21 protein-coding genes and 1 riboswitch are annotated in these 22,968 nt (G+C 76.3%); of the genes, 10 read left to right on the top strand and 11 right to left on the bottom strand.

Translation table 11 applies throughout. The features are described from left to right. Positions 1-54: 54 nt before the first annotated feature. The gene (locus LY71_RS05505; protein WP_106275972.1) at positions 55-696 is read left to right on the top strand and encodes a hypothetical protein; all 642 of its coding nucleotides are present in this window, start codon (positions 55-57) and stop codon (positions 694-696) included. Positions 697-706: 10 nt separating this feature from the next. Here LY71_RS05505 and metF read toward each other — a convergent pair whose 3' ends face one another. Continuing rightward, on the bottom strand, positions 707-1,630 hold the full coding sequence (metF, locus tag LY71_RS05500) for a methylenetetrahydrofolate reductase [NAD(P)H] (protein ID WP_106275971.1): 924 nt from the start codon (positions 1,628-1,630) through the stop codon (positions 707-709). Positions 1,631-1,817: 187 nt separating this feature from the next. Here metF and LY71_RS05495 point away from each other — a divergent pair, with 187 nt between their 5' ends. The 3 genes from LY71_RS05495 to LY71_RS05485 are packed head-to-tail and all read left to right on the top strand — an operon-like array spanning position 1,818 to position 5,336. Then, on the top strand, positions 1,818-2,921 hold the full coding sequence (locus LY71_RS05495; protein ID WP_245887686.1) for a polyprenyl synthetase family protein: 1,104 nt from the start codon (positions 1,818-1,820) through the stop codon (positions 2,919-2,921). A gap of 1 nt (position 2,922) precedes the next feature. Continuing rightward, positions 2,923-4,416 (top strand): phytoene desaturase family protein, encoded by a 1,494-nt coding sequence (gene crtI / locus LY71_RS05490; RefSeq protein ID WP_106275969.1) that lies wholly within the window; start codon positions 2,923-2,925, stop codon positions 4,414-4,416. Beyond that, positions 4,413-5,336 (top strand): phytoene/squalene synthase family protein, encoded by a 924-nt coding sequence (locus LY71_RS05485; protein ID WP_106275968.1) that lies wholly within the window; start codon positions 4,413-4,415, stop codon positions 5,334-5,336. Before crtI ends, LY71_RS05485 begins: the two co-directional genes overlap by 4 nt. Here LY71_RS05485 and LY71_RS05480 read toward each other — a convergent pair. Continuing rightward, positions 5,333-5,671, bottom strand: coding sequence for an Rv2175c family DNA-binding protein (locus LY71_RS05480; RefSeq protein ID WP_245887685.1), 339 nt, complete (start codon positions 5,669-5,671; stop codon positions 5,333-5,335). The genes LY71_RS05485 and LY71_RS05480 overlap by 4 nt on opposite strands. 53 nt (positions 5,672-5,724) lie before the next feature. Beyond that, positions 5,725-5,808: riboswitch (ZMP/ZTP riboswitch) on the top strand. Between the two features lie 26 nt (positions 5,809-5,834). On the opposite strand from LY71_RS05480, the gene LY71_RS05475 reads away from it, so the two are divergent. The 4 genes from LY71_RS05475 to LY71_RS05460 all read left to right on the top strand — a co-directional run bounded on the left by LY71_RS05475 (position 5,835) and on the right by LY71_RS05460 (position 11,560). After that, a complete protein-coding gene (locus tag LY71_RS05475) occupies positions 5,835-7,292 on the top strand; it encodes a glycine hydroxymethyltransferase (protein WP_211297157.1) in 1,458 nt (485 codons plus the stop codon). 102 nt (positions 7,293-7,394) lie between these two features. Then, a complete protein-coding gene (pknB, locus tag LY71_RS05470) occupies positions 7,395-9,389 on the top strand; it encodes a Stk1 family PASTA domain-containing Ser/Thr kinase (protein WP_106275967.1) in 1,995 nt (664 codons plus the stop codon). Next, on the top strand, positions 9,386-10,270 hold the full coding sequence (locus LY71_RS05465) for a deoxyribonuclease IV (RefSeq protein WP_106275966.1): 885 nt from the start codon (positions 9,386-9,388) through the stop codon (positions 10,268-10,270). The genes pknB and LY71_RS05465 overlap by 4 nt, the downstream gene beginning before the upstream one ends. A 135-nt stretch (positions 10,271-10,405) precedes the next feature. Beyond that, entirely contained in the window at positions 10,406-11,560 is a 1,155-nt protein-coding gene (locus LY71_RS05460) for a S8 family peptidase (RefSeq protein ID WP_245887684.1), read from the top strand. A gap of 86 nt (positions 11,561-11,646) precedes the next feature. On the opposite strand, the gene LY71_RS05455 is transcribed toward LY71_RS05460, so the two are convergent. Genes LY71_RS05455 through LY71_RS05445 form a run of 3 tightly spaced genes read right to left on the bottom strand, consistent with a single transcriptional unit; the run spans position 11,647 to position 15,081 of the window. Then, a complete protein-coding gene (locus LY71_RS05455; protein ID WP_106275964.1) occupies positions 11,647-12,681 on the bottom strand; it encodes a threonine aldolase family protein in 1,035 nt (344 codons plus the stop codon). Next, positions 12,674-14,011 carry a class II 3-deoxy-7-phosphoheptulonate synthase gene (locus LY71_RS05450; RefSeq protein ID WP_106275963.1) on the bottom strand — a complete coding sequence of 446 codons (1,338 nt, stop codon included), beginning with the start codon at positions 14,009-14,011 and terminating at the stop codon, positions 12,674-12,676. Before LY71_RS05450 ends, LY71_RS05455 begins: the two co-directional genes overlap by 8 nt. Before the next feature lie 41 nt (positions 14,012-14,052). Then, on the bottom strand, positions 14,053-15,081 hold the full coding sequence (locus tag LY71_RS05445; protein WP_106275962.1) for an ATP-dependent 6-phosphofructokinase: 1,029 nt from the start codon (positions 15,079-15,081) through the stop codon (positions 14,053-14,055). Between the two features lie 290 nt (positions 15,082-15,371). Here LY71_RS05445 and LY71_RS05440 point away from each other — a divergent pair, with 290 nt between their 5' ends. After that, positions 15,372-17,456, top strand: a complete 2,085-nt coding sequence (locus LY71_RS05440; RefSeq protein ID WP_245887683.1) for a methyl-accepting chemotaxis protein — start codon at positions 15,372-15,374, stop codon at positions 17,454-17,456. Positions 17,457-17,542: 86 nt separating this feature from the next. On the opposite strand, the gene LY71_RS05435 is transcribed toward LY71_RS05440, so the two are convergent. Then, positions 17,543-18,031 carry a polyadenylate-specific 3'-exoribonuclease AS gene (locus LY71_RS05435; RefSeq protein WP_106276196.1) on the bottom strand — a complete coding sequence of 163 codons (489 nt, stop codon included), beginning with the start codon at positions 18,029-18,031 and terminating at the stop codon, positions 17,543-17,545. A gap of 181 nt (positions 18,032-18,212) precedes the next feature. Next, positions 18,213-18,974 carry a lysophospholipid acyltransferase family protein gene (locus LY71_RS05430; protein ID WP_245887682.1) on the bottom strand — a complete coding sequence of 254 codons (762 nt, stop codon included), beginning with the start codon at positions 18,972-18,974 and terminating at the stop codon, positions 18,213-18,215. 160 nt (positions 18,975-19,134) lie between these two features. Between LY71_RS05430 and LY71_RS05425 the strand changes: the two genes are divergently transcribed. Beyond that, the gene (locus LY71_RS05425) at positions 19,135-19,818 is read left to right on the top strand and encodes a hypothetical protein (protein WP_106275960.1); all 684 of its coding nucleotides are present in this window, start codon (positions 19,135-19,137) and stop codon (positions 19,816-19,818) included. Positions 19,819-19,823: 5 nt separating this feature from the next. Here the strand turns inward: LY71_RS05425 and LY71_RS05420 are convergent, their stop codons facing one another. The 4 genes from LY71_RS05420 to LY71_RS05405 are packed head-to-tail and all read right to left on the bottom strand — an operon-like array spanning position 19,824 to position 22,846. After that, entirely contained in the window at positions 19,824-20,825 is a 1,002-nt protein-coding gene (locus tag LY71_RS05420) for an ROK family protein (protein ID WP_106275959.1), read from the bottom strand. After that, positions 20,826-21,182 (bottom strand): hypothetical protein, encoded by a 357-nt coding sequence (locus LY71_RS05415; protein ID WP_106275958.1) that lies wholly within the window; start codon positions 21,180-21,182, stop codon positions 20,826-20,828. Further along, positions 21,179-22,408 (bottom strand): ArsA family ATPase, encoded by a 1,230-nt coding sequence (locus LY71_RS05410; RefSeq protein WP_146146063.1) that lies wholly within the window; start codon positions 22,406-22,408, stop codon positions 21,179-21,181. Before LY71_RS05410 ends, LY71_RS05415 begins: the two co-directional genes overlap by 4 nt. 6 nt (positions 22,409-22,414) lie before the next feature. Continuing rightward, positions 22,415-22,846 carry an SRPBCC family protein gene (locus LY71_RS05405; RefSeq protein WP_106275957.1) on the bottom strand — a complete coding sequence of 144 codons (432 nt, stop codon included), beginning with the start codon at positions 22,844-22,846 and terminating at the stop codon, positions 22,415-22,417. Positions 22,847-22,968 lie beyond the last annotated feature (122 nt).

Here is a 22,968-nt window from a genome sequence, read left to right as displayed (position 1 = left end):
CACGGTACGAGCGCCGCGACGTGATGCCGGCGCGGCACCGGGTATGCGCAGGTCATGGCCCCTCCCCTGAGCGACGCGGTGGTCGTCGACGTGCTGCGCCGGCTCGACCGGCTGACCGCCCCCCTCGTGCAGCGGCTGGGCCGCCCGGCGGAGCTGCCGGCCGCCGACCGCGTCGACTGGTGGGCCGAGCGGGTCTCCCGGGTGGCCGCCGTGGCCGGCGGCCTGCCGCGGCTGGCCGGCCGGCTGGCCGACCTGCTGCCCCTGCAGAACACCGTGGGGACGGCGGTGCAGTCGCTGGTCGTCCTCGGTGTCGCCGGCGAGCACGGCGTCGCCGACCCCGCCGAGCGGGTGTCGCTGCTCTCGCGGGTGCTGCTCGCCCGCGACCTGCCCGCCGAGCGGGTGCGCCCGCTGCTCGAGCGGGTGCGCGGCACCTACACCGAGGCGGCGCTGGGGGTCCGCGAGGACCGCGCCGGGCTGCGCGGCGCCGCGCGCACCATCTGGCGGGCCGCCCGGCTGCTCAGCCGGATCGACGAGGCGCTCGACGCCCGGCCCAAGGGCCGCCTGGGCGCCCGCGCGCTGGCCAACCTGCCCGTGGTCGGCGTCCTGGGCGGCTACGCCGCCGAGCGCGAGGCGCTGCGGCGGGCGGCCCGGCGCACCGCGGAGCTGCTGGAGACCGGCGGCCCGGTCACCGTCTGACCGGGCCGCGCTAGCCGACCGCCAGCGTCGAGGGCACCGACGTGCCGGCGCCGGTGAGGTTGGTGAAGACCTCGCGGGTCGCCGTCGACCGGTTCATGGTGATGAAGTGGATGCCGGGCACGCCCTCGTCCAGCAGCCGCCGGCACATCGCCGTCGCCACCTCGACGCCGTAGGCGCGCACCGCCGCCCTCTGCTCCGGTGACTCGCCGTCGAGCTCGGCGAAGCGGGCGGCCAGCTCCTCGGGGAATGCCTGCCCCGACAGCTGCACGATGCGGGTGATCTGCCGGGCGTTGGTCACCGGCATGACGCCGGCGATGACGGGGACGTCGCAGCCGTGGGCGGCCACCCGGTCGCGCAGCCGCAGGTAGTCCTCGACCCGGAAGAACATCTGGGTGATGGCGAAGTCGGCGCCGGCGCGGCACTTGCGCACGAACATCTCGACGTCGGTGTCGAAGTCCGGCGAGCGCGGGTGCCGCTCGGGGAAGGCGGCGACGCCGACGGAGAAGTCGCCCATCGAGCGGATCAGCTCGACCAGCTCCGAGGCGTACTCCAGCCCCTCGGGGTGCCGGACCCACTCCGCCTGCGGGTCGGCGCCGGGCGGGTCCCCCCGCAGCGCGAGCAGGTTGCGCACCCCGGCGGCGGCCACCCGGCTGACCACGTGCCGCAGCTCGGCGACCGAGTGGTCGACGGCGGTCAGGTGCGCCAGCGGGGTCATCGTCGTCTCGGCGGCGATCCGCTCGGTGACCGCGACCGTGCCCTCGCGGGTGGAGCCACCGGCGCCGTAGGTCACCGACACGAACGACGGCTGCAGCCGTTCCAGCTGCCGCAGCGCCGTCCACAGCTGGGCCTCGCCCTCGGGCGACTTGGGCGGGAAGAACTCGAACGACCACGTGGGCCGCGACGAGGCGAGCAGCTCGCGGACGCTTGGGGTCACGGGTCCCGAGGGTACGTGCGGAACGCGCCGCTGCCCTGCATCCGCCCGGGCGGTCCCGGGAGAAGAGGTGTCTGCGAGTGCTCCCTCAGCGACAGGAGGTCCCGTGGGCAGGAACCCGGGCAGGACGCGCACGACTCGATGGGGCGATACTGGTCGGGTGATCACCGGGGCGGCACAGCAGGAGTCCGTGGTCCGCCCCCTGCCGCCCCCGCTCGCGGCCGCCGACCTGGGCCGGGTCCGCGGCGCGGTCGCGGCCGCGCTCACCGGCTTCCTCGAGGAGCAGCGCACCACGCTGGCCGGCATGGACCCGGTGCTCGAGCCGGTGGTCGACGAGGTGTGCGCGCTGGCCGACGGCGGCAAGCGGCTGCGCCCGGCCTTCGCCTACTGGGGCTGGCGCGGGGTCACCGAGGACGTCAGCGGCCCGGCCGAGGACGACGCCGCGGTGCTCCGCGCGGTCGCCGCGCTGGAGTTCGTGCACGCCAGCGCCCTCGTGCACGACGACGTCATGGACGGCGCGGTGACCCGCCGGGGCCGCCCGGCCACGCACGTCGGGTTCGCCGCGCGGCACGGTGACGGCGGCCTGTCCGGCGACGGGAACACCTTCGGCGTCGGCGCGGCGATCCTCGTCGGCGACCTCGCGCTGGTGTGGTCCGACGAGCTGCTGCGCCGCTCGGGCATCAGCGCCGCCGCCCTCGCCCGCGCCCGATCGGTGTGGGACACGATGCGCACCGAGGTGACCGCCGGGCAGTACCTCGACCTGCTGCGCGCCGCCGGCGGGCTGCCCGGAGCCCAGGGGGCGCTGACCGTGGCCCGCTACAAGAGCGCCGGCTACACCGTGCAGCGGCCGCTGCAGCTCGGTGCCGCGATCGCCGGCGCCGGCCCGCGTGCGGCCGACGTCTACACCGCGATCGGGTTGCCGCTGGGCGAGGCGTTCCAGCTGCGCGACGACGTCCTCGGCGTGTTCGGCGACCCGTCGGTGACCGGCAAGTCCGCCGACGACGACCTGCGCGAGGGCAAGCAGACGCTGCTCATCGCGCTGGCCGAGGAGGAGGCTGACGAGCAGGGCCGGCAGCTGCTGCGCACCTGCCTGGGCAACCCCGACTGCGGGACCGACCAGCTCGACGCGCTGCGCCGCCTCATCGAGGACACCGGCGCCCGCTCGCGGGTGGAGGAGCGGATCGCCGAGCGGACCGCCACCGCACGCACCGCGATCGCTGACGCGCCGATCGCCGTCGAGGCCCGCGCCGCCCTCGACGCGCTCGCCGTCGCCGCGACCTCGCGCACCGCCTGACGTGCGCACCGTCCCCGGACGCACCGACCGCGTCGTCGTCGTCGGCGCCGGGCTCGCGGGCCTGGCGACGGCGCTGCGGCTGCGCGGTGCCGGCCGCGAGGTGACCGTCGTCGAGCGCGGCGAGGGCCCCGGCGGGCGGGCCGGCGTCGTCGCCCGCGACGGCTACGTGCTCGACACCGGCCCGTCGGTGTTCACCGCGCCCGAGCTGGTGGCCGACACGCTGGCCGCCGTCGGCGAGAAGCTGGAGGACCGGCTCGAGCTGGTGCCCCTGCAGACCACCTACCGGGCGCAGTTCGCCGACGGCTCCGCCCTCGACGTGCACGCCGACGTCGACCGCTTCGCCGCCGAGGTCGAGGCGCTGGCCGGCCCGGCCGAGGCCGCCGCGCTGCGCCGCTACCTCGCCGACCTCGCCGAGCTCTACCGGCTGCAGATGGACACCTTCATCGACCGCAACCTCGACACCCCGCTGGACCTGCTCGGCCCGGAGCTGTGGGCGCTGGCCCGCCGGGGCGGTTTCGGGCGGCTGTCGAGCCACGTGGCGCGGTTCTTCACCGACGACCGGCTGCGGCGGCTGTTCAGCTTCCAGGCGCTCTACGCCGGGGTCTCCCCGTTCCGGGCGATCGCCGCCTACGCCGTGATCGCCCAGCTCGACATCGGCGCCGGCGTCTGGCACCCGGTCGGCGGGATCGGCGCCGTCCCCCGTGCGATGGCCGCCGCGGCCGCCGACGCCGGGGTGGTGTTCCGGTACGGCGCGACCGTCGAGGAGCTCGAGCTGCGCGGGCGGCGGGTGACCGGGGTGTGCCTGGCGGGCGGCGAGCGGCTGGCCGCCGACGCCGTCGTGGTCACCACCGACGTCCCCGAGCGGCTGGTGCCGGGCTTCGCGCGGCGCCGCCGGCCGGTGTACTCGCCGTCGTGCGTCACCCTGCACCTGGGCGTGCGCCACGAGCTGCCCGGCCAGGCGCACCACACCATCTCCTTCGGCGCGGCGTGGCAGCAGGTGTTCGACGAGCTGACCCGCGACGGCCGGCCGATGAGCGACCCGAGCCTGCTGGTGAGCTCGCCCTCGCTGACCGACCGGTCGCTGGCCCCCGACGGCGGGCAGGTGCTCAGCGTCGTGGCGCCCGCGCCCAACCTCGACCCGCACAGCGGCGGCAACCCCGGCATCGACTGGGACGCGCTGCTGCCCCGCTACCGCGAGGAGGTGCTCGGCGTGCTCGAGGCCCGCGGCTGGACGGGGATCTCCGACGCGATCGAGGTGGAGCACGTGGACACCCCGCTGACCTGGGCGCGGCAGGGCATGGCCGCCGGCACGCCGTTCGCGCTCGCCCACACCTTCGGCCAGACCGGCCCGTTCCGGACGCCGACGCTGCCCCGCCGCGGCCCGGAGAACGTGGTGCTGGCCGGCTCGTCGGTGCAGCCCGGCGTCGGCGTCCCGATGGTGGTGATCAGCGGCCGGCTGGCCGCCGAGCGGATCACCGGGCCGGTGCGGCGGTGACCGCCACCGAGCGGCCGCTGACGCAGGCCGAGCGGCAGGAGCGGCTCGATGCCGCCTACCGGTTCTGCGCCGCGGTCAACGCCGAGCACGGCAAGAGCTACCACCTGGCCACCCGGCTGCTCACGGCCGACCGCCGTCCGGCGGTCCACGCGCTGTACGCGGCCGCGCGCACCGCCGACGACCTCGTCGACCACCCCGGCGCCGACCCCGAGGCCGACCTGGCCGACTGGTCGCGGGCGCTGCTCGCCGAGCTGGAGGCGGGCTGGTCCGACGACCCGGTGCGGCTGGCCACGGTGCACACCTACCGCCGGTACGGGATCCCGGTCGAGCACCTGGTCGACTTCCTCGCCGCGATGACCAGCGACCTCACCGTCACCGGCTACGCCGACATGGCCGCGCTGGACCGGTACATGTGGGGCTCGGCGTCGGTCATCGGCCTGCAGGTCCTGCCCGTGCTCGGCACCGCCCGCGGCGTGCCGCAGGAGGAGGCCGCGCCGCACGCCATCGCGCTCGGCGAGGCGTTCCAGCTGACCAACTTCCTCCGCGACGTGGCCGAGGACGTCGACCGCGGGCGGGTGTACCTGCCCGCCGACGTCATGGCCGCCCACGGCGTGACCCGCGAGCAGCTCGAGGCCAAGCGGTACGACGCCCGGTTCCGCGCGCTGATGCAGGAGATGGTCGCCATCGTGCGGCGCCGCTACGACGACGCCGCGCCCGGGACGCCGATGCTCGCGCCCGAGTCGCGGGACTGCGTGCGCGCGGCCACCGCCCTCTACGGCGGCATCCTCACCGAGATCGAGCGCGCCGACTACCGGGTGCTGGATCGGCGCGTGACGGTGTCCAAGCCCCGCCGGCTCGGCGTCTTCGCGCGCCGGCTGGCCCGCGCGCAGGCGGCGCGGCTCAGGACGCGGCGCGGCTAGAAGGCGAGGGCCTGCGCGCGCCGGGTGACCTCGGTGTGCCGGTCGCTGCGCAGCGCCTGCACCGGCGTGCCCGGCAGCGAGTCGTCGGCGCGGAAGAGCCACTCGAAGACCTCGGTGTCGCTGAACCCGCCGTCCTTGAGCACGGTGATCAGCCCGGGCAGGTGCTTGAGGACCGCGCCGTCCTGCAGGAAGTCGGCGGGGATGCGGCTGTTGCCGCTGCCCGGGACGGCGAGCAGCTTGTGCTCGCGCAGCAGCTGCCGGACCCGGTTGGGCGAGGTCCCGAGGACCGCGGCCACCTCCTGCGGGGTCATCGTCTGCAGGCTGTCGACGTCCATGGATCCGAGCCTAGGTCGACCCCTGGGCCCGCCGCCGGAGCGGGCTAGGATCGGGGCCGGGCCGTGACTGGCGCATCGAGGTGGGGCACCACCGGGGAGCGGCCTGTACTCCCCCGCCGGGCGCCTGGGCAGAGCCGACCACCGACCGCGCAGGAGCCCACCCATGACCGACGTGACCCCCTCCTTCGACGCCGCCACCGCCTCGGCCGCCTACCGCAGCGCGCTGCAGGTCATCGCCGAGGTCGAGCCCCGCGTCGCCGAGGCGATCGGCGCCGAGCTCGCCGACCAGCGCGACTCGCTCAAGCTGATCGCCAGCGAGAACTACGCCAGCCCCGCCGTCCTGCTGACCATGGGCAACTGGTTCAGCGACAAGTACGCCGAGGGCACCGTCGGGCACCGCTTCTACGCCGGCTGCCAGAACGTCGACACCGTCGAGGCCCTCGCCGCCGAGCACGCCCGCGAGCTGTTCGGCGCCCCGTACGCCTACGTCCAGCCGCACTCGGGCATCGACGCGAACCTGGTCGCCTTCTGGGCCGTGCTCGCGCAGCGGGTCGAGGCGCCCGCGCTGCAGGCGGCCGGGGCCCGGCACGTCAACGACCTCACCGACGAGGACTGGGCCTCCCTGCGGCACGCCCTCGGCGACCAGCGGATGCTCGGCATGAGCCTGGACGCCGGCGGCCACCTCACCCACGGCTTCCGCCCCAACATCAGTGGCAAGATGTTCGCCCAGTCCTCCTACGGCACCGCCCCGGAGACCGGGCTGCTCGACTACGACGTCGTCGCCGCCCGCGCCCGCGAGTTCCGCCCGCTGATCCTGATGGCCGGCTACTCCGCCTACCCGCGCAAGGTCGACTTCGCGCGGATGCGCGAGATCGCCGACGAGGTCGGCGCGACGCTCATCGTGGACATGTCCCACTTCGCCGGCCTGGTCGCCGGGAAGGTCTTCACCGGCGACTTCGACCCGGTGCCGCACGCGCACGTGGTGACCAGCACCAGCCACAAGTCGCTGCGCGGTCCCCGCGGCGGGTTCGTGCTGGCGCAGCCGGAGTACGCGGACGCCGTCGACCGCGGCTGCCCGATGGTGCTCGGCGGCCCGCTGCCGCACGTGATGGCCGCCAAGGCGGTCGCGTTCGCCGAGGCCCGCCGTCCGCAGTTCGCCACGTACGCGCAGGCCGTCGTCGACAACGCCGTGTCCCTCGCCGAGGGGCTGACCCGCCGCGGCGCCCGGCTGGTCACCGGCGGCACCGACAACCACATCGTGCTGCTCGACGTCTCCGGCTACGGGCTGACCGGCCGGCAGGCGGAGTCGGCGCTGCTGGACGCCGGCATCGTCACCAACCGCAACGCGGTCCCGGCCGACCCGAACGGCGCCTGGTACACCTCCGGCGTCCGGCTGGGCACCCCGGCGCTGACCACCCGGGGCTTCGGCGCGGCGGAGTTCGACCGCACCGCCGAGCTGATCGTCGACGTGCTGGCGAACACCACGCCGACGTCGACGCGGGACGGGTCCCCCTCGAAGGCGAAGTACACCGTCGACGGCGGGCTGGCCGACAAGACCCGCGCCGCGGCCGCCGAGCTGGTCGCCGCCCACCCGCTCTACCCGGGCCTCGAGCTGTCCTGAGCGCGACCCCTCCCGTGACCGGTGTGACGGGAGGGTGGCAGGGGCTCGCCGGCCCCGCGTGTGCGGTCCGGACCGGCCACCTGCGCTCCTACACTCGGGCCCGTGGACACCGCCGTGACCGACCCCGTGGTCGGCCTCGTCCTCGAGGGGCGCTACCGCCTCGAGGAGCGGCTGGCGCGCGGCGGCATGTCCACCGTCTACGCCGCCACCGACCTGCGGCTGCACCGCACGGTCGCGGTCAAGGTGATGGCCGAGCACCTCGCGCACGACCCGACGTTCGTCAGCCGGTTCACCCGGGAGGCGCGGGCGGCGGCCATGCTCAGCCACCCCAACGTCGTCTCCGTCAGCGACCAGGGCAGTGACCAGGGGCTGGTCTTCCTGGTCATGGAGCTCGTCCGCGGCCGCACCCTGCGCGACCTGCTGCAGGCCCGCGGCCGGCTCACCGTCGCCGAGGCGTTCGCCGTCCTCGAGCCGGTGCTCGCCGGGCTGACCGCCGCGCACCGCGCCGGGATCGTGCACCGCGACGTCAAGCCGGAGAACGTGCTCATCGGCCACGACGGCACCGTCAAGGTCGCCGACTTCGGCCTGGCCCGCGCGCTCACCGGCACCGGCCAGACCAGCCACACCGGCGGCGTGCTCATCGGCACGGTCGCCTACCTCTCCCCCGAGCAGCTCGAGCGCGGCCGCGCCGACGCGCGCAGCGACGTGTACGCCGCGGGGCTGGTGCTCTTCGAGATGCTCACCGGCCACCCGCCCTACGGCGGCGACACCCCGCTGGCGGTGGCCTACCAGCACGTGCACCACGACGTCCCCGTGCCGTCGGAGGAGGTGCCGGGCGTCCCCTGGCAGGTCGACGAGCTGGTCACGCGCACCACGCGCCGCGAGCCCGCCGTCCGCCCCCTGGACGCCGGCGCCTTCCTGGCCGACCTCGAGGACGTGCGCACCGACCTCGGCCTGGCCCGCGTCCCGGTGCCCACCGGCCGCAGCTCCGCCGGCCCCGGCACCATCCGCCCGACCAACCGGCCCGCCCGGCCGCGCCACCCCAGCGACCCCGGTCCCGGCGATCCGGGCACCGAGGTGCTCGGCGCCGGGCGGTCCTCCCGCGGCCGGGGCACGAGCATGCTGCCCGGCATGGGCGCCGGGCCCACCACCGACGTCGCCGGACGGCGACCTGCGCCGCCGCACACCCGCCCCGGCGTGCCGCCGCACATCCGCCGCCGCCGCGCCCGGCTGGCCGTGGCCGTCGTCCTGCTCCTGGCGGTCACCGTCGGTGCGATCGGCTGGTGGCTGGGCTCGGGCCGCTGGACGACGGTGCCCTCGCTGGAGGGCGCCGACCGCGCGACCGCCGTCGACCTGCTGCAGCAGGCGGGGCTGGACCCGGTGTTCGCCGACGACCAGTTCAGCGAGACCGTCCCCGAGGGGCAGGTCATCTCCGCCGACCCCGACGACGGCGAGGCCATCCGCAACTCCGACGTCGAGCTGGTCGTCTCCAAGGGGCCCGAGCGGTTCACCGTCGACCCCGAGCTGGTCGGACTGCCGCTGGAGGACGTGCAGGCCGCGCTCGCCGAGACGGTGCCCTGGCAGGTCACCGTCCAGGAGGACTACGACGACGACGTCCCGGTGGGGTCGGTCACCGGGTTCGAGCCCGAGGCGGGCACCGAGCTGGCCCGCGACACCCCGCTGACGGTGTACGTCAGCCGCGGCCCGGCGCCGGTCGCGGTGCCCGACGTCGTCGGCCAGAGCCCGGACGCCGCACAGACCAACCTGGAGTCGCTGGGCTTCACCGTCGCCCGCAGCGAGGGCCGCAGCGCCGACGTCGGCACCGGCCAGGTCATGGCGGTCAGCCCGACGCCCGGCGAGGAGGCACCCTTCGGCGCCGAGGTGACCATCCAGGTCTCGATCGGGCTGCCCCAGGTCGCCGTGCCCGACGTGACCGGGATGAGCGAGCGCGAGGCGGTCGCCGCGCTGGACGCCGCGGGCCTGACCCACACCACCTCGACGTTCATCACCGGCGACCGCGTGTACCGGCAGAACCCGGCGGCCGGCACGGTCGTCGACGTCCGCACCGAGGTCAGCCTGCTGCTGAGCTTCGGGTGACGAAGAGCCCCATCGGGGCGCACGTCCAGGTGGCCGGCGGCCTGGCCACCGGCGGGCTGCGCTCCACCGACGACGTCGGTGCCGAGGCGGTGCAGGTCTTCGTCGGCAACCCGCGCGGCTGGAGGCGCAGCGCCGGCGACCCCGCGCAGGACGCCGCGTTCGTCGAGGGCCTGGCCGAGCGCGGCGTCCCGTCGTTCGTGCACACGCCGTTCCTGGTCAACGTCGGCTCCCCCACGCCGGCCACCGTCGACCGCTCCGTGGAGACGATCGCCGCCGACCTCGCCCGCGGCGTGCAGCTCGGCGTGCGCGGCGTCGTCGTGCACGCGGGGTCGGCCGTCGACGAGGACCGCTACGAGGCCGCGCTGCGCCAGCTGCGGGAGCGGCTGCTGCCGGTCCTCGACGCGCTGCCCGACGACGGCCCGCGGCTGCTGGTCGAGCCGACGGCCGGCGGCGGCCGGTCGCTGGCGGCCACCGTGGAGGACCTCGGCCCCTACCTCGCCGCCCTGGACATGCACCCCAAGGTCGGCGTCTGCCTGGACACCTGCCACGCGTGGGCCGCCGGGCACGACCTGGCCACCCCGGGCGGGACGACGGCGACGCTGGACGCGTTGGAGGCGGCCGTCGGCCCCGGGCGGCTCGGGCTGGTGCACGCCAACGACTCCCTCGACGAGCGCGGCTCGAAGCGGGACCGGCACACCACCATCGGCGCGGGCTCGATCGGCGTGGCGGCCTTCGCCGAGCTGCTGGCGCACCCGTCGGTGGCCGGGGTGCCGGTCGTCGTCGAGACGCCCAGCGCCGACCGCGGCCACGCCCGTGACATCGCCCTGCTCCGGGCGCTGCGCGACGGCCGTCCCGCCGACCGGGTCTCCTCGGCCGCCTGACCCACCCGGTCGGCGGACGGCGACACGCCGGTCACGCTGGGCACACGCCTCCTGACTTGCAGTGAACTACGGCACCGCGTTGGGTCGCATCCGCCCGCGACCGCTCGGCCGCGGGAGCCGAACCGAGGAGCCTCCTTGCCCACTCGTCGCACGCTGGTCGCCGGCGCGGTCGCCGCCCTCGCGTCCACCGGCCTCGGCGTCACCGCCGGCCCCGCCGCGGCCGCGCCGGCCGACGGACCGCGCGCCACGTACGTCGTCACCGTCGACCGTGCCACCCTTCCCCAGCAGGCGGCGGAGCGGGCTCGCGGACTCGGCGGGTCGATCGACCACGTCTACACCGCGGCGCTGCGCGGCTACGCCGTCACGCTGTCGGAGGCCGCCGCGAGCCGGCTGGCCGCCCAGCCCGGCGTCGTCGCCGTCGAGCGCGACCAGGTGGTCCGCGTGGACGCCACGCAGGACGACGCCACCTGGGGCCTCGACCGCATCGATCAGCAGAACCTGCCGCTCAACCACACGTACACCTCCAACCGCACCGGCGCCGGGGTGACCGCCTACGTCATCGACACCGGCATCCGCTCGACCCACGGCGAGGTCGCCGGCAGCGTCCGGCCGGGCTACAACGCGGTCAGCGGGCGGAACACCACCGAGGACTGCAACGGCCACGGCACCCACGTCGCCGGCACCATCGGCGGCACCACCTACGGGGTGGCGAAGGACGTCACGCTGGTGCCGGTCCGGGTGCTGGGCTGCACCGGCAGCGGGACGACCTCGGGCGTGGTGGCCGGCATCGACTGGGTCACCCGCGACCACGCCGCCGGCGACCCGGCGGTGGCGAACATGAGCCTCGGCGGCGGTCTGAGCAGGGCCATCGACAAGGCGGTCACGGCCTCGATCGCCGACGGCGTCACCTACGCCGTCGCCGCCGGCAACGACAGCGCGAACGCGTGCACCACCTCCCCGGCGAACGTGCCGGCGGCGCTCACCGTGGCCGCCAGTGATTCGGCTGACGCCTCGGCCCCCTTCACCAACCACGGCACCTGCGTGGACCTGTACGCGCCGGGCGTCGGCATCACCAGCGCCTGGCACACGAACGACACGGCGACCAACACCATCAGCGGGACCTCGATGGCCACCCCGCACGTGGCCGGTGTCGCCGCGCTGTACCTGCAGGGCGCGCCGAAGGCCACCCCCGCGACCGTCGCCTCGGCCGTCATCGGCGGCGCGACCCCGGGCAAGATCACCGGCGAGCCCACCGGCACGCCGGACCGGCTGCTGTTCAGCTCCTACTGACGGGCGCGGCGACGGTGTGCGCGGATGCGTGGTCCTGACCGCAGGAACCGCGCATCGGCGCACACCGTCGCCGCGCCGGCGCGACCTCAGCGGTCAAGCAGGTCCGCGAGGACGTCGGCGGCGCGGTCGACGGCGGCGCGATCGACGTCGAGGTGGGTGACCAGCCGGACGCGCCGTCGGCTCACCTGCGACACCAGCACGCCGCGTGCCTTGGCCGCCTCGGCGACGACGGGCGCGGCGACGTCGTCGAGCACCACCATGTTGGTCTCGACCGTGACCGGGTCGACGCCGAGCCGCTTGGCGAGCACCTGGGCGTGCTCGTGGTCCTCGGCCAGCCGGGGCAGGTGGTGGTCCAGCGCGTACAGCCCGGCCGCGGCCAGGACGCCGACCTGCCGCATCCCGCCGCCGAGCCGCTTGCGCCACAGCCGGGCGGCGGCGATGCGCTCGGCCGAGGCCACCAGCACCGAGCCGACCGGCGTCCCCAGGCCCTTGGACAGGCACACCGACGCGGTGTCGGCCAGCCGGCCGTAGGTGGCCAGGTCCAGGCCGGAGGACGCGGCGGCGTTCCAGATGCGCGCGCCGTCGAGGTGGACGGCCACCCCGGCGCCGCGCGACCAGGCGAACAGCCGCTCGAGCTCGGCCAGCGGCTGCACCCGGCCGCCGCCGCGGTTGTGCGTGTTCTCCACGGCGACGGCCGCGGTGGCGGTCAGGTGCCAGTCGTCGCGCGGGCGCACCTGGGCGATGAGCGCGTCGGCGTCGAGCAGGCCGCCGGCGGAGACCACGGTGCGGGTGGAGATGCCGAACACCGCGGCCGCGGCACCCATCTCGTAGGTGACCACGTGCGCGTCGGCGTCGCAGAGCACCTCCTGGCCCGGCTCGCAGACCAGCCGCATGCCGATCTGGTTGCCCATGGTGCCCGAGGGCACGAACAGCGCCGCCTCGTGGCCGAAGAGCTCCGCGACCCGCTCCTCGAGCTCCCGGACTGCGGGGTCCTCGCCGTAGACGTCGTCGCCCACCTCGGCCTCGGCCATGGCCCGGCGCATGCCCGGGGTCGGCCGGGTGACGGTGTCCGAGCGCAGGTCGACGACGGCGGGGTGGGCAGGGGCAGCGAGGTCAGCCACGGAGCATCTCCGCGACCAGGAAGGCCAGCTCCAGGGACTGCCCGGTGTTCAGCCGCGGGTCGCAGGCGGTCTCGTACCGGCTGTTGAGGTCCTCGTCGCTGATCTCCATCGCCCCGCCGAGGCACTCGGTGACGTCCTCACCGGTCAGCTCGACGTGGATGCCGCCGGGCCAGGTGCCCAGCGCCCGGTGGACGGCGAAGAAGCCGAGCACCTCGTCGACGACGCGGTCGAAGTGCCGCGTCTTGTAGCCGGTGGGCGACTCGTGGGTGTTGCCGTGCATCGGGTCGCACTGCCACACGACCTGGTGGCCGCTGGCGGTGACCTTCTCCACGATCGGCGGCAGCACGTCGCGGATCTTCCCGTTGCCCATCCGGCTGATCAGCGTGAGCCGGCCGGGGACGCCGTCGGGGTCGAGCCGCTCGACGAGCTCGGTGGCCTGCTCCGGCGTCGTCGTCGGGCCGATCTTGACGCCGATCGGGTTGGCGATCCGCGACATGAACTCCACGTGCGCGCCGTCGAGCTGGCGGGTGCGCTCACCGATCCACACGAAGTGCGCCGAGGCGGCGTAGGGCCGGCCGTCGTGCACCCGCAGCAGCGCCTGCTCGTAGTCGAGGATCAGCGCCTCGTGGCTGTTGTAGAGCTCCACGCCGCGCAGTGCCGTGTCGTCGACGCCGCAGGCCTTCATGAACGCCAGCGCCCGGTCGATCTCACGGGCGATGACCTCGTACCGGACGCCGGCCGGCGAGGAGGCGACGAAGTCCTTGTTCCAGTCGTGGACGGCGTGCAGGTCGGCCAGCCCGCCGCGGGCGTAGGCCCGGATCATGTTCATCGCCGCCGCCGAGTTGGCGTAGGCGCGCACCAGCCGGTTCGGGTCGGGGACCCGCTTCTCCAGCACCGGCTCCAGCGAGTTGACCATGTCGCCGCGGTAGGAGGGCAGGCCCAGGGCGTCGGTGTCCGACGAGCGCGGCTTGGCGTACTGCCCGGCGACGCGGCCCACCTTCACCACCGGCACGCTGGCGCCGTAGGTGAGCACGACGGCCATCTGCAGCAGCGTGCGGGTGGTGCTCTGCAGGTGCGGCTCGGTGTTGAGGTCGAAGGTCTCCGCGCAGTCGCCGCCCTGCAGCAGGAAGGCCCTGCCCTGGGCGACGTCGGCCAGCCGGCCGCGCAGCTCGTCGACCTCGCTGGGCGCCACGATCGGCGGCACGGTCGACAGCGTGGAGAGCACGGCGTCGAGGGCGGCGCGGTCGGGCCACGTCGGCTGCTGGGCGGCGGGCAGCTCCCGCCACCGGTCGAGGCCGGGCACCAGCTGCGCAGGATCGGGCAGAGTCACGCCCCGAGGGTACGGCGGTGCCCCGGCCCGGCCGACACGCGTCAGCCGAAGAACACCTCCGCCTCGGCGTAGCGCTCCAGCGGCACCAGCTTCAGCCTCGCGGTGGCCTCGGCGATCGGCACCGGGACGACGTCGGTGCCCCGCAGCGCCACCATCACCCCCGACAGCCCCGCCTGGACGGCGTCGACCGCGGCCAGGCCGAAGCGCGTGGCCAGCACCCGGTCGAAGGCCGAGGGCGTGCCGCCGCGCTGGACGTGCCCGAGCACCACCGCCCGCGACTCCCGGCCGGTGCGCTCCTCCAGGACGGCGGCCAGCGCCGCGCCGATGCCGCCGAGCCGGACGTGGCCGAAGGCGTCGGTCTGCCCGGTCGAGGTGACCAGCTCGCCGTCGGCCGGCCGCGCGCCCTCCGACACCACCACGATCGGCGAGTAGCCGGACTCGAAGCGGTGCAGGCAGTGCGCCACCACGGCGTCGACGTCGAACGGCCGCTCCGGGACCAGCACGACGTTGGCCCCGCCGGCCATCCCCGCGTGCAGCGCGATCCACCCGGCGTGCCGGCCCATCACCTCGACCACGAGCGTGCGGTGGTGGCTGTCACCCGTGGTGTGCAGCCGGTCGATGGCCTCCATCGCCACGCCGACGGCGGTGTCGAAGCCGAACGTGTAGTCGGTGCCGTCGAGGTCGTTGTCGATCGTCTTGGGCACGCCGACCACCCGGACGCCGGCGCCGGAGTCGGCCAGCTTGGCGGCGACGCCGAGGGTGTCCTCGCCGCCCACCGGCACCAGCGCGTCGATGCCGTGCGCCGCCAGGCAGCCCAGCACCCGCTCCGGGCCGCCCTCCAGGGCGTAGGGGTTGGTCCGCGAGGTGCCGAGCACCGTGCCGCCGCGGGGCAGCAGTCCGCGGACGGCGGCCAGGTCGAGGGGGACGGCGTCGTCCTCCAGCAGGCCGCGCCAGCCGTCGCGGAACCCGACGACCTCGTCGCCGGAGGCGGTCGCCTTCCGGACGACGGCCCGGATGACGGCGTTGAGACCGGGGCAGTCCCCACCGCCGGTCAGGATCCCGATGCGCACCACGCCTCCTGTGAGGACGAACCGCAGGTCAGGACCGATCCTGCACCAGCCGGGTGACCGCGGTCACCGCCTGTCCCCCGCAGGACGGGCCGGACCGCCTCCGGGGGCCCGCCGGAGGTCTCGCCGCCGTGCCGCTTCGTCCCACCCGTCCCGCCCGCCGCAGCGCCCGGGGTTCCGGTACAGGCGCGGTCGCGTGCTGCCGACCCTGCCGCCGCGTGCCGGGACCACCGGCCGGTCGACAGGGGGATGGCGTGCGGGTGCTCGGACAGTGGGGCATCAGGACGAGGGTGGTGGCACTGGCGGTCGCCAGCGTCACCGCGACGGGTGCGGCGATGGCCGGGGTGAGCGCCTGGCAGAGCGCCCGCTTCGCCGACGAGACCGAGCACTCGGTCGCCGACCTGGTCGAGGCGAGCGTGGCGCGGACCGCGGCCGGGGTGCACGACGTCGTCGCCACCCAGGGCGCGTCCACCGCCGCCCAGGTCGACAGCGACCTCGCCGTCGCGCTGCACGTGCTGGCCACCTCCGGCGGCCTGGCCGTCGACGGGCCCGGCGGGCTCGTGCACTGGGAGGCCGAGAACCAGCTCAGCGGCGAGGTCACGCCCCTGGACCTGCCGCGGGTCACCGTGGGCGGCGCGTGGCTCGGCCAGAACACCGACCCCGCGGTGCCCACCGCCCTGGTCGACCAGGTCGAGGCGCTGGTCGGCGGCACCGCCACGCTGTTCCAGCGCACGCCGTCGGGCGACATGCTCCGCGTGGCCACCAACGTCACCGGCACCACCGGCGCCCGCGCGATCGGCACCTTCATCCCCGCGACGAACCCCGACGGGCAGCCCAACCCGGTGGTGTCCACCGTGCTGTCGGGGCAGACGTACCGCGGCAACGCCTTCGTCGTCGACTCCTGGTACGTCAGCGCCTACACGCCGCTGGTCGACGGCGCCGGCCAGGTGGTCGGCATGCTCTACGTCGGCGAGAAGCAGGAGAACCTGCCGGCCCTCCGGGAGAGCCTGGAGGCCACCACGGTCGGCGAGCACGGCTACGTCGAGGTCCTCGGCGGCACCGGCGACCGCCGCGGCACCGTGCTGGTCAGCCGGGACGGCGCCCGCGACGGCGAGCAGCTGGCCGACGCCACCGACGCCGACGGCCGGCCCTACGTGCAGGAGATCGTCGACGCCGCCCTGGCGCTCGGCGACGGCGAGCAGGCCACCGTCCGCTTCACCGACCCCGACGCCGGCCCGAGCACCGCGCGGGTCACCTACTACGCGCCGTGGGACTGGGTGGTCGTCACCGTGGCCCGCGACGCCGACTTCACCGGCCCGGTCGACCGGCTCGCCGACGGCCGCAGCGCGATGGTCACCGCCCTGGTCGTCGCCGCCGTGCTGGTCGCGCTGCTCGGCGGGCTGGCGGCGTGGCAGGTGGGCCGGCGGCTCACCGCCCCGCTGGAGCAGCTGCGCGCCCGCATGGCCGAGATCGCCGACGGCGAGGGCGACCTCACCCAGCGGATGCCGGTCACCGGGGTCGACGAGGTGGGCCAGCTGTCGGCCGCGTTCAACCGGTTCGTCGACAAGGTGGCCGGGACCGTCCGCGACATCGGCCGCTGCGCCCGCCAGGTCGCCGAGTCGGCCTCCGGCGTCGCGCAGGTGGCCGACGGGCTGGCCGGCCGGGCCGCGCGCAGCCGCGACCAGGCGGAGTCCGCGCACGCCGCGGCCAGCGACATCAGCGCCAGCGTGTCCTCGGCCGCGGCCGGCGCCGAGGAGATGGGCCTGTCCATCTCCGACATCGCCCGCAGCGCCGCCGAGGCCGCCGCGGTGGGCCGGCAGGCCGCCGAGCTCGCCCGGGAGACCGAGACCGCGATCGCCACGCTGGGCACCAGCTCGGCCGAGATCGGCGAGGTCGTCCGCGTCATCGCCGCCGTCGCCGAGCAGACCAACCTGCTGGCGCTCAACGCGACCATCGAGGCCGCGCGGGCCGGGGAGGCGGGCAAGGGGTTCGCCGTCGTCGCCAACGAGGTCAAGGAGCTCGCGCAGGAGGCCGCGCGCGCCAGCGACGACATCGCGCGCCGCGTCGAGGCGATCCAGCACGACACGGGTGCGGCGGTCGGGTCGATCACCCGCATCGCCGAGGTGGTGCACGCGATGAACGACCACCAGCTGACCATCGCCAGCGCGGTCGAGGAGCAGACGGCGACCACCCGCGCGCTGACCCGCAGCGTCGCCGCGGCCGCCGACGGCGCCGGCTCGGTGTCGGGCACGCTCACCGTGGTCAGCGCCGACGCCCGTGACAGCGTCGACGACGTCGACCGGGCCCGCACCAGCGCGGGCGAGCTCGACCGGCTCTCCCAGGAGCTGACCCGGCTGGTGGGCGCCTTCACGGTCTGAGGACGGACCCTCCTGCCCCCCACCCGCTCGCGAGCTCGCGGCGGGCCCCTGCAGGAGGGCCGACGGGGCCGTCCAGGGCCGCTTCCTCAGCGGTCCCGGGCGGCCTCCATCGCGTTCCAGCGGGCGAGGTTGTAGCGGGCGTCGACGAGGGCGTCGTGCGTGCCGGCGGGCTTGGGGGGCAGCTCGGGTCGGCCGGCGTCGTCCCACCGCTGCCGCAGCTCCCGGGTGAACCGGGGCACCGCCCGCGGCAGCGCCGTCATCGGGCCCCACAGCTGGCACAGCGCCACGTGGTCGTAGGCCGCGAACCAGGCCCACAGCTCCACCTCCTCGCCGGGGCCGGTGAGGAAGGCCAGCAGGTCGTCGCGGATGCGCCGGCGGCTGCGCCAGGCCTGGTCGGCCGGCGGGGGCAGCTGGTCGAGGACGTTGCGGCGCACCCACGGGATGGCCCGCCGCTCGTCGAACTCGGTGCTGACCGCGTAGAACTCCCGGCCGGTCTCGTCGACGACGCCGATGGACACCAGGTCGATCGTGGTGCCGTCCTCGATGAACTCGGTGTCGTAGAAGTACCGCCGCACGCCGCCCACGGTAGAGCCGCGCCCGGGTCAGGTCGCCGTCGACGGGGCGCGCCAGACGTCGCCGCGGCGGGCCGGGGCCGTGGCCTCGCGGCGGCGGTCGAGCCAGCGCACCACCGGGCCGGCCGGCACGCCGTGCGGACCGGCCGATCCCGCGGGCCCGCCGCCGGGACGGGACCGCCGCTCAGCCGGCCAGCGTGTCCGGAGCCCGGTCGCCGGCCTCGTCGACGGGCGGCTGCAGTCGGCTGACGACGTCCGAGGCGCTGGCGCCGGTGGCGTCCATGGTCCGCTTGACCGTGGCGCCGTAGACGTCGACGTACTCCTGCCCCGACAGCGTCATGATCTCGTACATGATCTCGTCGGTGATCGACCGCTCGACGAAGCGGTCACCGGCCAGGCCCTCGTAGCGGGAGAAGTCGAGGGGCTCGCCGAAGTGCACGCGGACGCGGACGAGCGTGCGCCCGAACGGGATCCGGCGCGGCGCGTAGGTCATCGCCACGGGGACGACGGGCACGCCGGTCTCCAGCGCCATGCGGGCCACGCCGGTCTTGCCACGGTAGAGCCGGCCGTCGGGCGAGCGGGTGCCCTCCGGGTAGATGCCCAGCAGCCGGCCCTGGCGCAGCATCCGCAGGCCGGTGCGCATCGCCCCCTCCGCGGCGGTGGCGCTGGAGCGGTCGATGGGCACCTGACCGGCGCCGGTGAAGAACGCCCGGCGCAGGAGGCCCTTCACCCCGCGACCGGTGAAGTACTCGGCCTTGGCCAGGAAGGTGACCCGGCGCCGCAGCGACAGCGGCATGAAGATCCAGTCGGCGGCCGCGAGGTGGTTGCTCGCCAGGATCGCGGCGCCGGTGGCCGGCACGTTCTCGCGGCCCTCGACGCGGGGCCGGAACACCAGCTTCGCGACCGGGCCGATCGCCACGAACTTGAGGAACCAGTAGAACAACACGCCTCCCTGTGGAAATGCCAGACTAGGGAGGCGGGAGCCCCGGCGACAATCCGGCAGGGCACCCGCGCGTCGCCACCCCCGCGCGGAACGCCGCCGCCGGACGCCGAGGAGGACTCCCCGTGGTGCCAGACCGGCCGACCCGGCGTCCCCGGGGTGGTGCGTGACCGGCCCGCGCCGCGGCCGCGGCCGGCTCGACAACGGCCTGGACGCCGCGCTCTGGGCGCCGGTGCGCGACGTCGACCCGCGGGTGGGTGAGCACCTGCTCGACGTGCTGCGCGAGGCCGGCATCGCCGCCTACCTGGAGCCGGCCGCCGACGTCGAGCCCTACACCCGCACGGTCACCTACCCCAGCCCGCCGGCCGACCGGCTCTTCGTCGACCGCGCCCGGCTGGGCGAGGGCCGCGCGCTGGTCGACCGGCACGCCGACGAGCACGCCCCCGCCGAGACGGTGCGCCGCCCCGCCCGCCGCGACCTCGACGAGGATGCCGAGTGGGCGCGCATCGTGGCCGCCTACGAGGCCGAGCACGGCCGCACCGTGGTCGAGGACGCCCTGCCGCCGCACGACCCGCCGCCCGCCCGGCCGGAGGTCGCGCAGGAGGAGCGCGAGGAGCACTACGAGCCGCCGCCGGCCCCGCCGGTGCCGCTGCCCTCCCCCTCCACGCTGTACGCGGTGCTGCTGGCCGCCGCCGGCGTGGTGCTGGTGGGCGCGCCCCGGGTGCTCGGCCTGACCACCGACACCGGCCTGGTGCTCGGGGTGGCCGCGCTGGTGGGCAGCGCGGGGCTGTTCCTCTCCCGCATGCGGGAGCGCTCCACCGACGAGGGGGACGACGGCGCCGTCGTCTGAGCGCGTCAGCCGCCGTGCTCGGCGGTGACGGCGGTACGGGCGAGGTCGGCGGCCCCGACCAGGCCGGCCTGGGCGCCCAGCGCCGCGGCCACCACCCGCGGGCCGGGCCGGAAGCCGCGGCCCGGCAGGGCCCGGTCCAGCCGCTCGCGCGCCGGCCGCAGCACCATCTCGCCGAGGACGCTCACCCCGCCGCCGATGACCACGACGTCGGGGTCGAGCACGGTGGCCAGGTCGGCGATGCCCTGCCCGAGCCACTCGCCCACGTCGCTGACGAGGCTGAGCGCCACCGGGTCCCCCTCCGCCGCGGCGCGGGCGACGTCCTCGCCGGTGAGCCGGCCGGCGTCGCCGTCCACCCGGTCGAGCAGCCGGGCCGCGGCGGCCGGCGAGCGGGTGGCGACCTCGCGGGCGGTGGTGGCCAGCGCGCTGCCGCTGGCGTACTGCTCCCAGCAGCCGCGGTTGCCGCACGGGCACAGCCGCCCGTCGGGGACCACGCGCATGTGGCCCCACTCCCCCGCGACGCCGTGGGCGCCGCGCTGCAGCTGCCCGCCGGCCACGATGCCGCCGCCGATCCCGGTGCCCAGGGTGACGCACAGCGCCAGCTCCGCCCCGCGGGCGGCGCCGAAGCGGTACTCGGCCCAGGCGGCGGCGTCGGCGTCGTTGCCCACCCACACCGGCCGCCGCAGCCGGGCGGCGAGGTCGCGGCGCAGCGAGCTGTGCCGCCAGGCCAGGTGCGGGCTGAACAGCACGACGTCGCCGGTGCGGTCGAACCAGCCGGCCGCGCCCACGCCGACGGCGGCCAGCGGCCCGCCGTGCGCCCCGGCCAGCTCGGTGACCACGTCGGCCACCGCGGCCTCGGTCTCGGCGACCGAGGCGGTCGGGGTCGAGCGGCGCGCGGTGTCGAGCACGGTGCCGTCCGGGGCGACCACCCCGCCGGCCACCTTGGTGCCGCCCACGTCGACCCCCAGGGCCGGCAGGGCGGCGGGACCGGCGCTCCCGGTCGTGACCACTCAGCCGATCTCGATGTGCTGCACCGGTGCCGACGCCGGCGGGCCCGCCGCACCGGGCGGCTCCTCCGGCGGCGGCCCCGGTGTCCCGGCCGGCGGTGGCGTCTGCTGCTCGGCGACGGTGCGCAGCGCGGCGGCCGCGGTGGTGAGCGCGTCGGCCAGCGCCTCGGTCACCTCCGGCCGGCGCGCGACGGCGGCCAGGCGGCACACCGGGCACCAGGAGCAGTCGCCGCCCGGGACGTGCCCGGCGCTCCCGGCGTCCGGGCCCGGGTCGGTCTCGGCCCAGGACTGCGCCACCGCCTGCCCCAGCCCGGCGACCACCCGCCGCGCCTGGTCGAGCCAGTCGGCTCCCTCGCTCACCGCGTCCTCCCGCCGTCCTCGCCGGTGTCCCCACCGGCGTCCTCGCTGCTGCGCCTGCCGCCGGACCCGTCGCCGCCGTGGGCCGCCAGCAGGTCGGCCGGCCACAGCCCCGGATCCGCCGCGAACCCGACCTCGAGCCGCGCGGCGGCCGTCCCCGCCCCGGTCAGGCTGCCCGCGGTCACCACGCAGCGCCGCAGCAGCGCGTCGAGGCGCAGCGACCGGCGCGCGCCGGCGGCGGTCACCACCAGCTCGTCCTCCCAGCGGGTCAGCGCCAGGTCCGCCCGCTCGGCGAAGGGCAGCGGCAGGGTCAGCCGCCAGCCACCCTCCACCCGCTCGGGCGCCGGGGGCGCGGGTGCCGCGGACGGGCCGGGCAGGTCGGGCAGGAGGGCGGCGAGCGCGCCGGCGTCCTCCGGCGCGGACGCCGTCTCCGGGACCGCGTGCACCGGCGCGACCCCGGCCAGCGTGTCCAGCGTGGCCTCCTGCTCGGCCAGGCGGGCGGCCCACCAGTCCCCGGCGCCGTCCGCGGGCAGCACGCGCACCAGGACACCGGCGGGGCGCTGCCCGTGCACGGCGAGCGCGGTGACCGCGCGGCGCAGGTCGGCGGCGGCGGCCGGCCGCGGTGGGGCGACCAGCCAGACCGCCGTCGCGCCCGGGTCGGTGAGCGTCTGCCGGTCCAGCAGCGCCTCCAGCTCCGGGACCACGCCGAGTGCCACGTCGGCCGCCCCGCGGCGCAGTGTGCCCGCGCGCACGGCGGCGGTGCGGACGGCGGCCAGCACCCGGACCCGCGTCGGCAGCGCCTGGTCCAGCCACCAGCGCAGCACGCCGGGCAGCGCCACCAGCGCCGCGGCCGCGGTCAGCGGGCCGGCGTCGACGACGACGTCGGTGTCGGCATCGGCGTGGGCGCCGTCGGGCACCCGGCCCAGGGCGGCCAGCAGCGCCAGCTCGCCGGTTCCCGGCAGCGGCACCACCGACGTGGCCGGCGGCAGCGCGAGGCCGGGGACGGCGCCGGTCAGCTCCCCGGCCCGGCCGGCCCAGAAGGCGCCGAAGTCCGCCTGGGGGTCGACCCGGACGACCTCGACGCCGGGCTGCTCCGCCGCGCCGGACGGCGGCCGCTGGCCCGTGACGAGGACGCTGCGGCGCCCGGCGCGAGCCGCGCGGACCGCGGCGGCGGCCGCCAGCGTGGTGGTCCCGGCGCCCCCGGGACCGGTGAAGAGCAGGGTCGGCACGCCCGCTCAGCCCTCGACGCGCTTCTTGAGCTCCTTGAGCGCGGTGTCGAGGATGACCTTCTCCGCCCGCCGCTTGAGCATCCCGATCATCGGTATCGCCATGTCGACGGTGAGCCGGTAGGTCACCTCGGTGCCCCCGGCGGCCTCGGCGAGCGTGTAGGAGCCGTCCTGCCGCTTCATGATCTTGCTGCGCACGAGGGTCCAGGAGACCTGCCGGTCGCCGTCCCAGGTGTAGTCGAGGACGTAGTCGTCGGTGAGCACCGTCGCGTCGATGACGAAGCGCACCCGCCGGGCGCGGCCGTCGGGCCCGGTCTCGAGCACCTCGACGGTCTTGGCCGCGCCGACCCACTGCGGATAGGCCGCGAAGTCGGCGATCACCGCCATCACCTCGGACGCCGGCGCCGAGACGACGATCGACTGGGTGGACTGCTCGGCCATGCGACGAGGCTAGCCGCTCGGCACCGGCCCGCCCGCCGGGCGGCCGACGTGCGGCTACTCACCGGTAGGAGCACCCGGTAGATTCGCGCCGACGTGTCCCGTGGTGGGACCGCGGGCACCGG

Origin of the sequence: Geodermatophilus tzadiensis (genome assembly GCF_003002915.1) — a bacterium.
GTDB lineage: Bacteria > Actinomycetota > Actinomycetes > Mycobacteriales > Geodermatophilaceae > Geodermatophilus > Geodermatophilus tzadiensis.
The sequence above is the reverse complement of the archived record's forward strand: the minus strand, read 5'-3'. Positions and strand labels throughout refer to the sequence as shown.

Bases quoted from the DNA above. Each gene is read 5' to 3' on its own strand.
- LY71_RS05505 (WP_106275972.1), top strand. From the start codon at position 55: ATGGCCCCTCCCCTGAGCGACGCGGTGGTCGTCGACGTGCTGCGCCGG.
- LY71_RS05480 (WP_245887685.1), bottom strand. From the start codon at position 5,671: ATGGACGTCGACAGCCTGCAGACGATGACCCCGCAGGAGGTGGCCGCG.
- LY71_RS05475 (WP_211297157.1), top strand. From the start codon at position 5,835: ATGACCGACGTGACCCCCTCCTTCGACGCCGCCACCGCCTCGGCCGCC.
- LY71_RS05405 (WP_106275957.1), bottom strand. From the start codon at position 22,846: ATGGCCGAGCAGTCCACCCAGTCGATCGTCGTCTCGGCGCCGGCGTCC.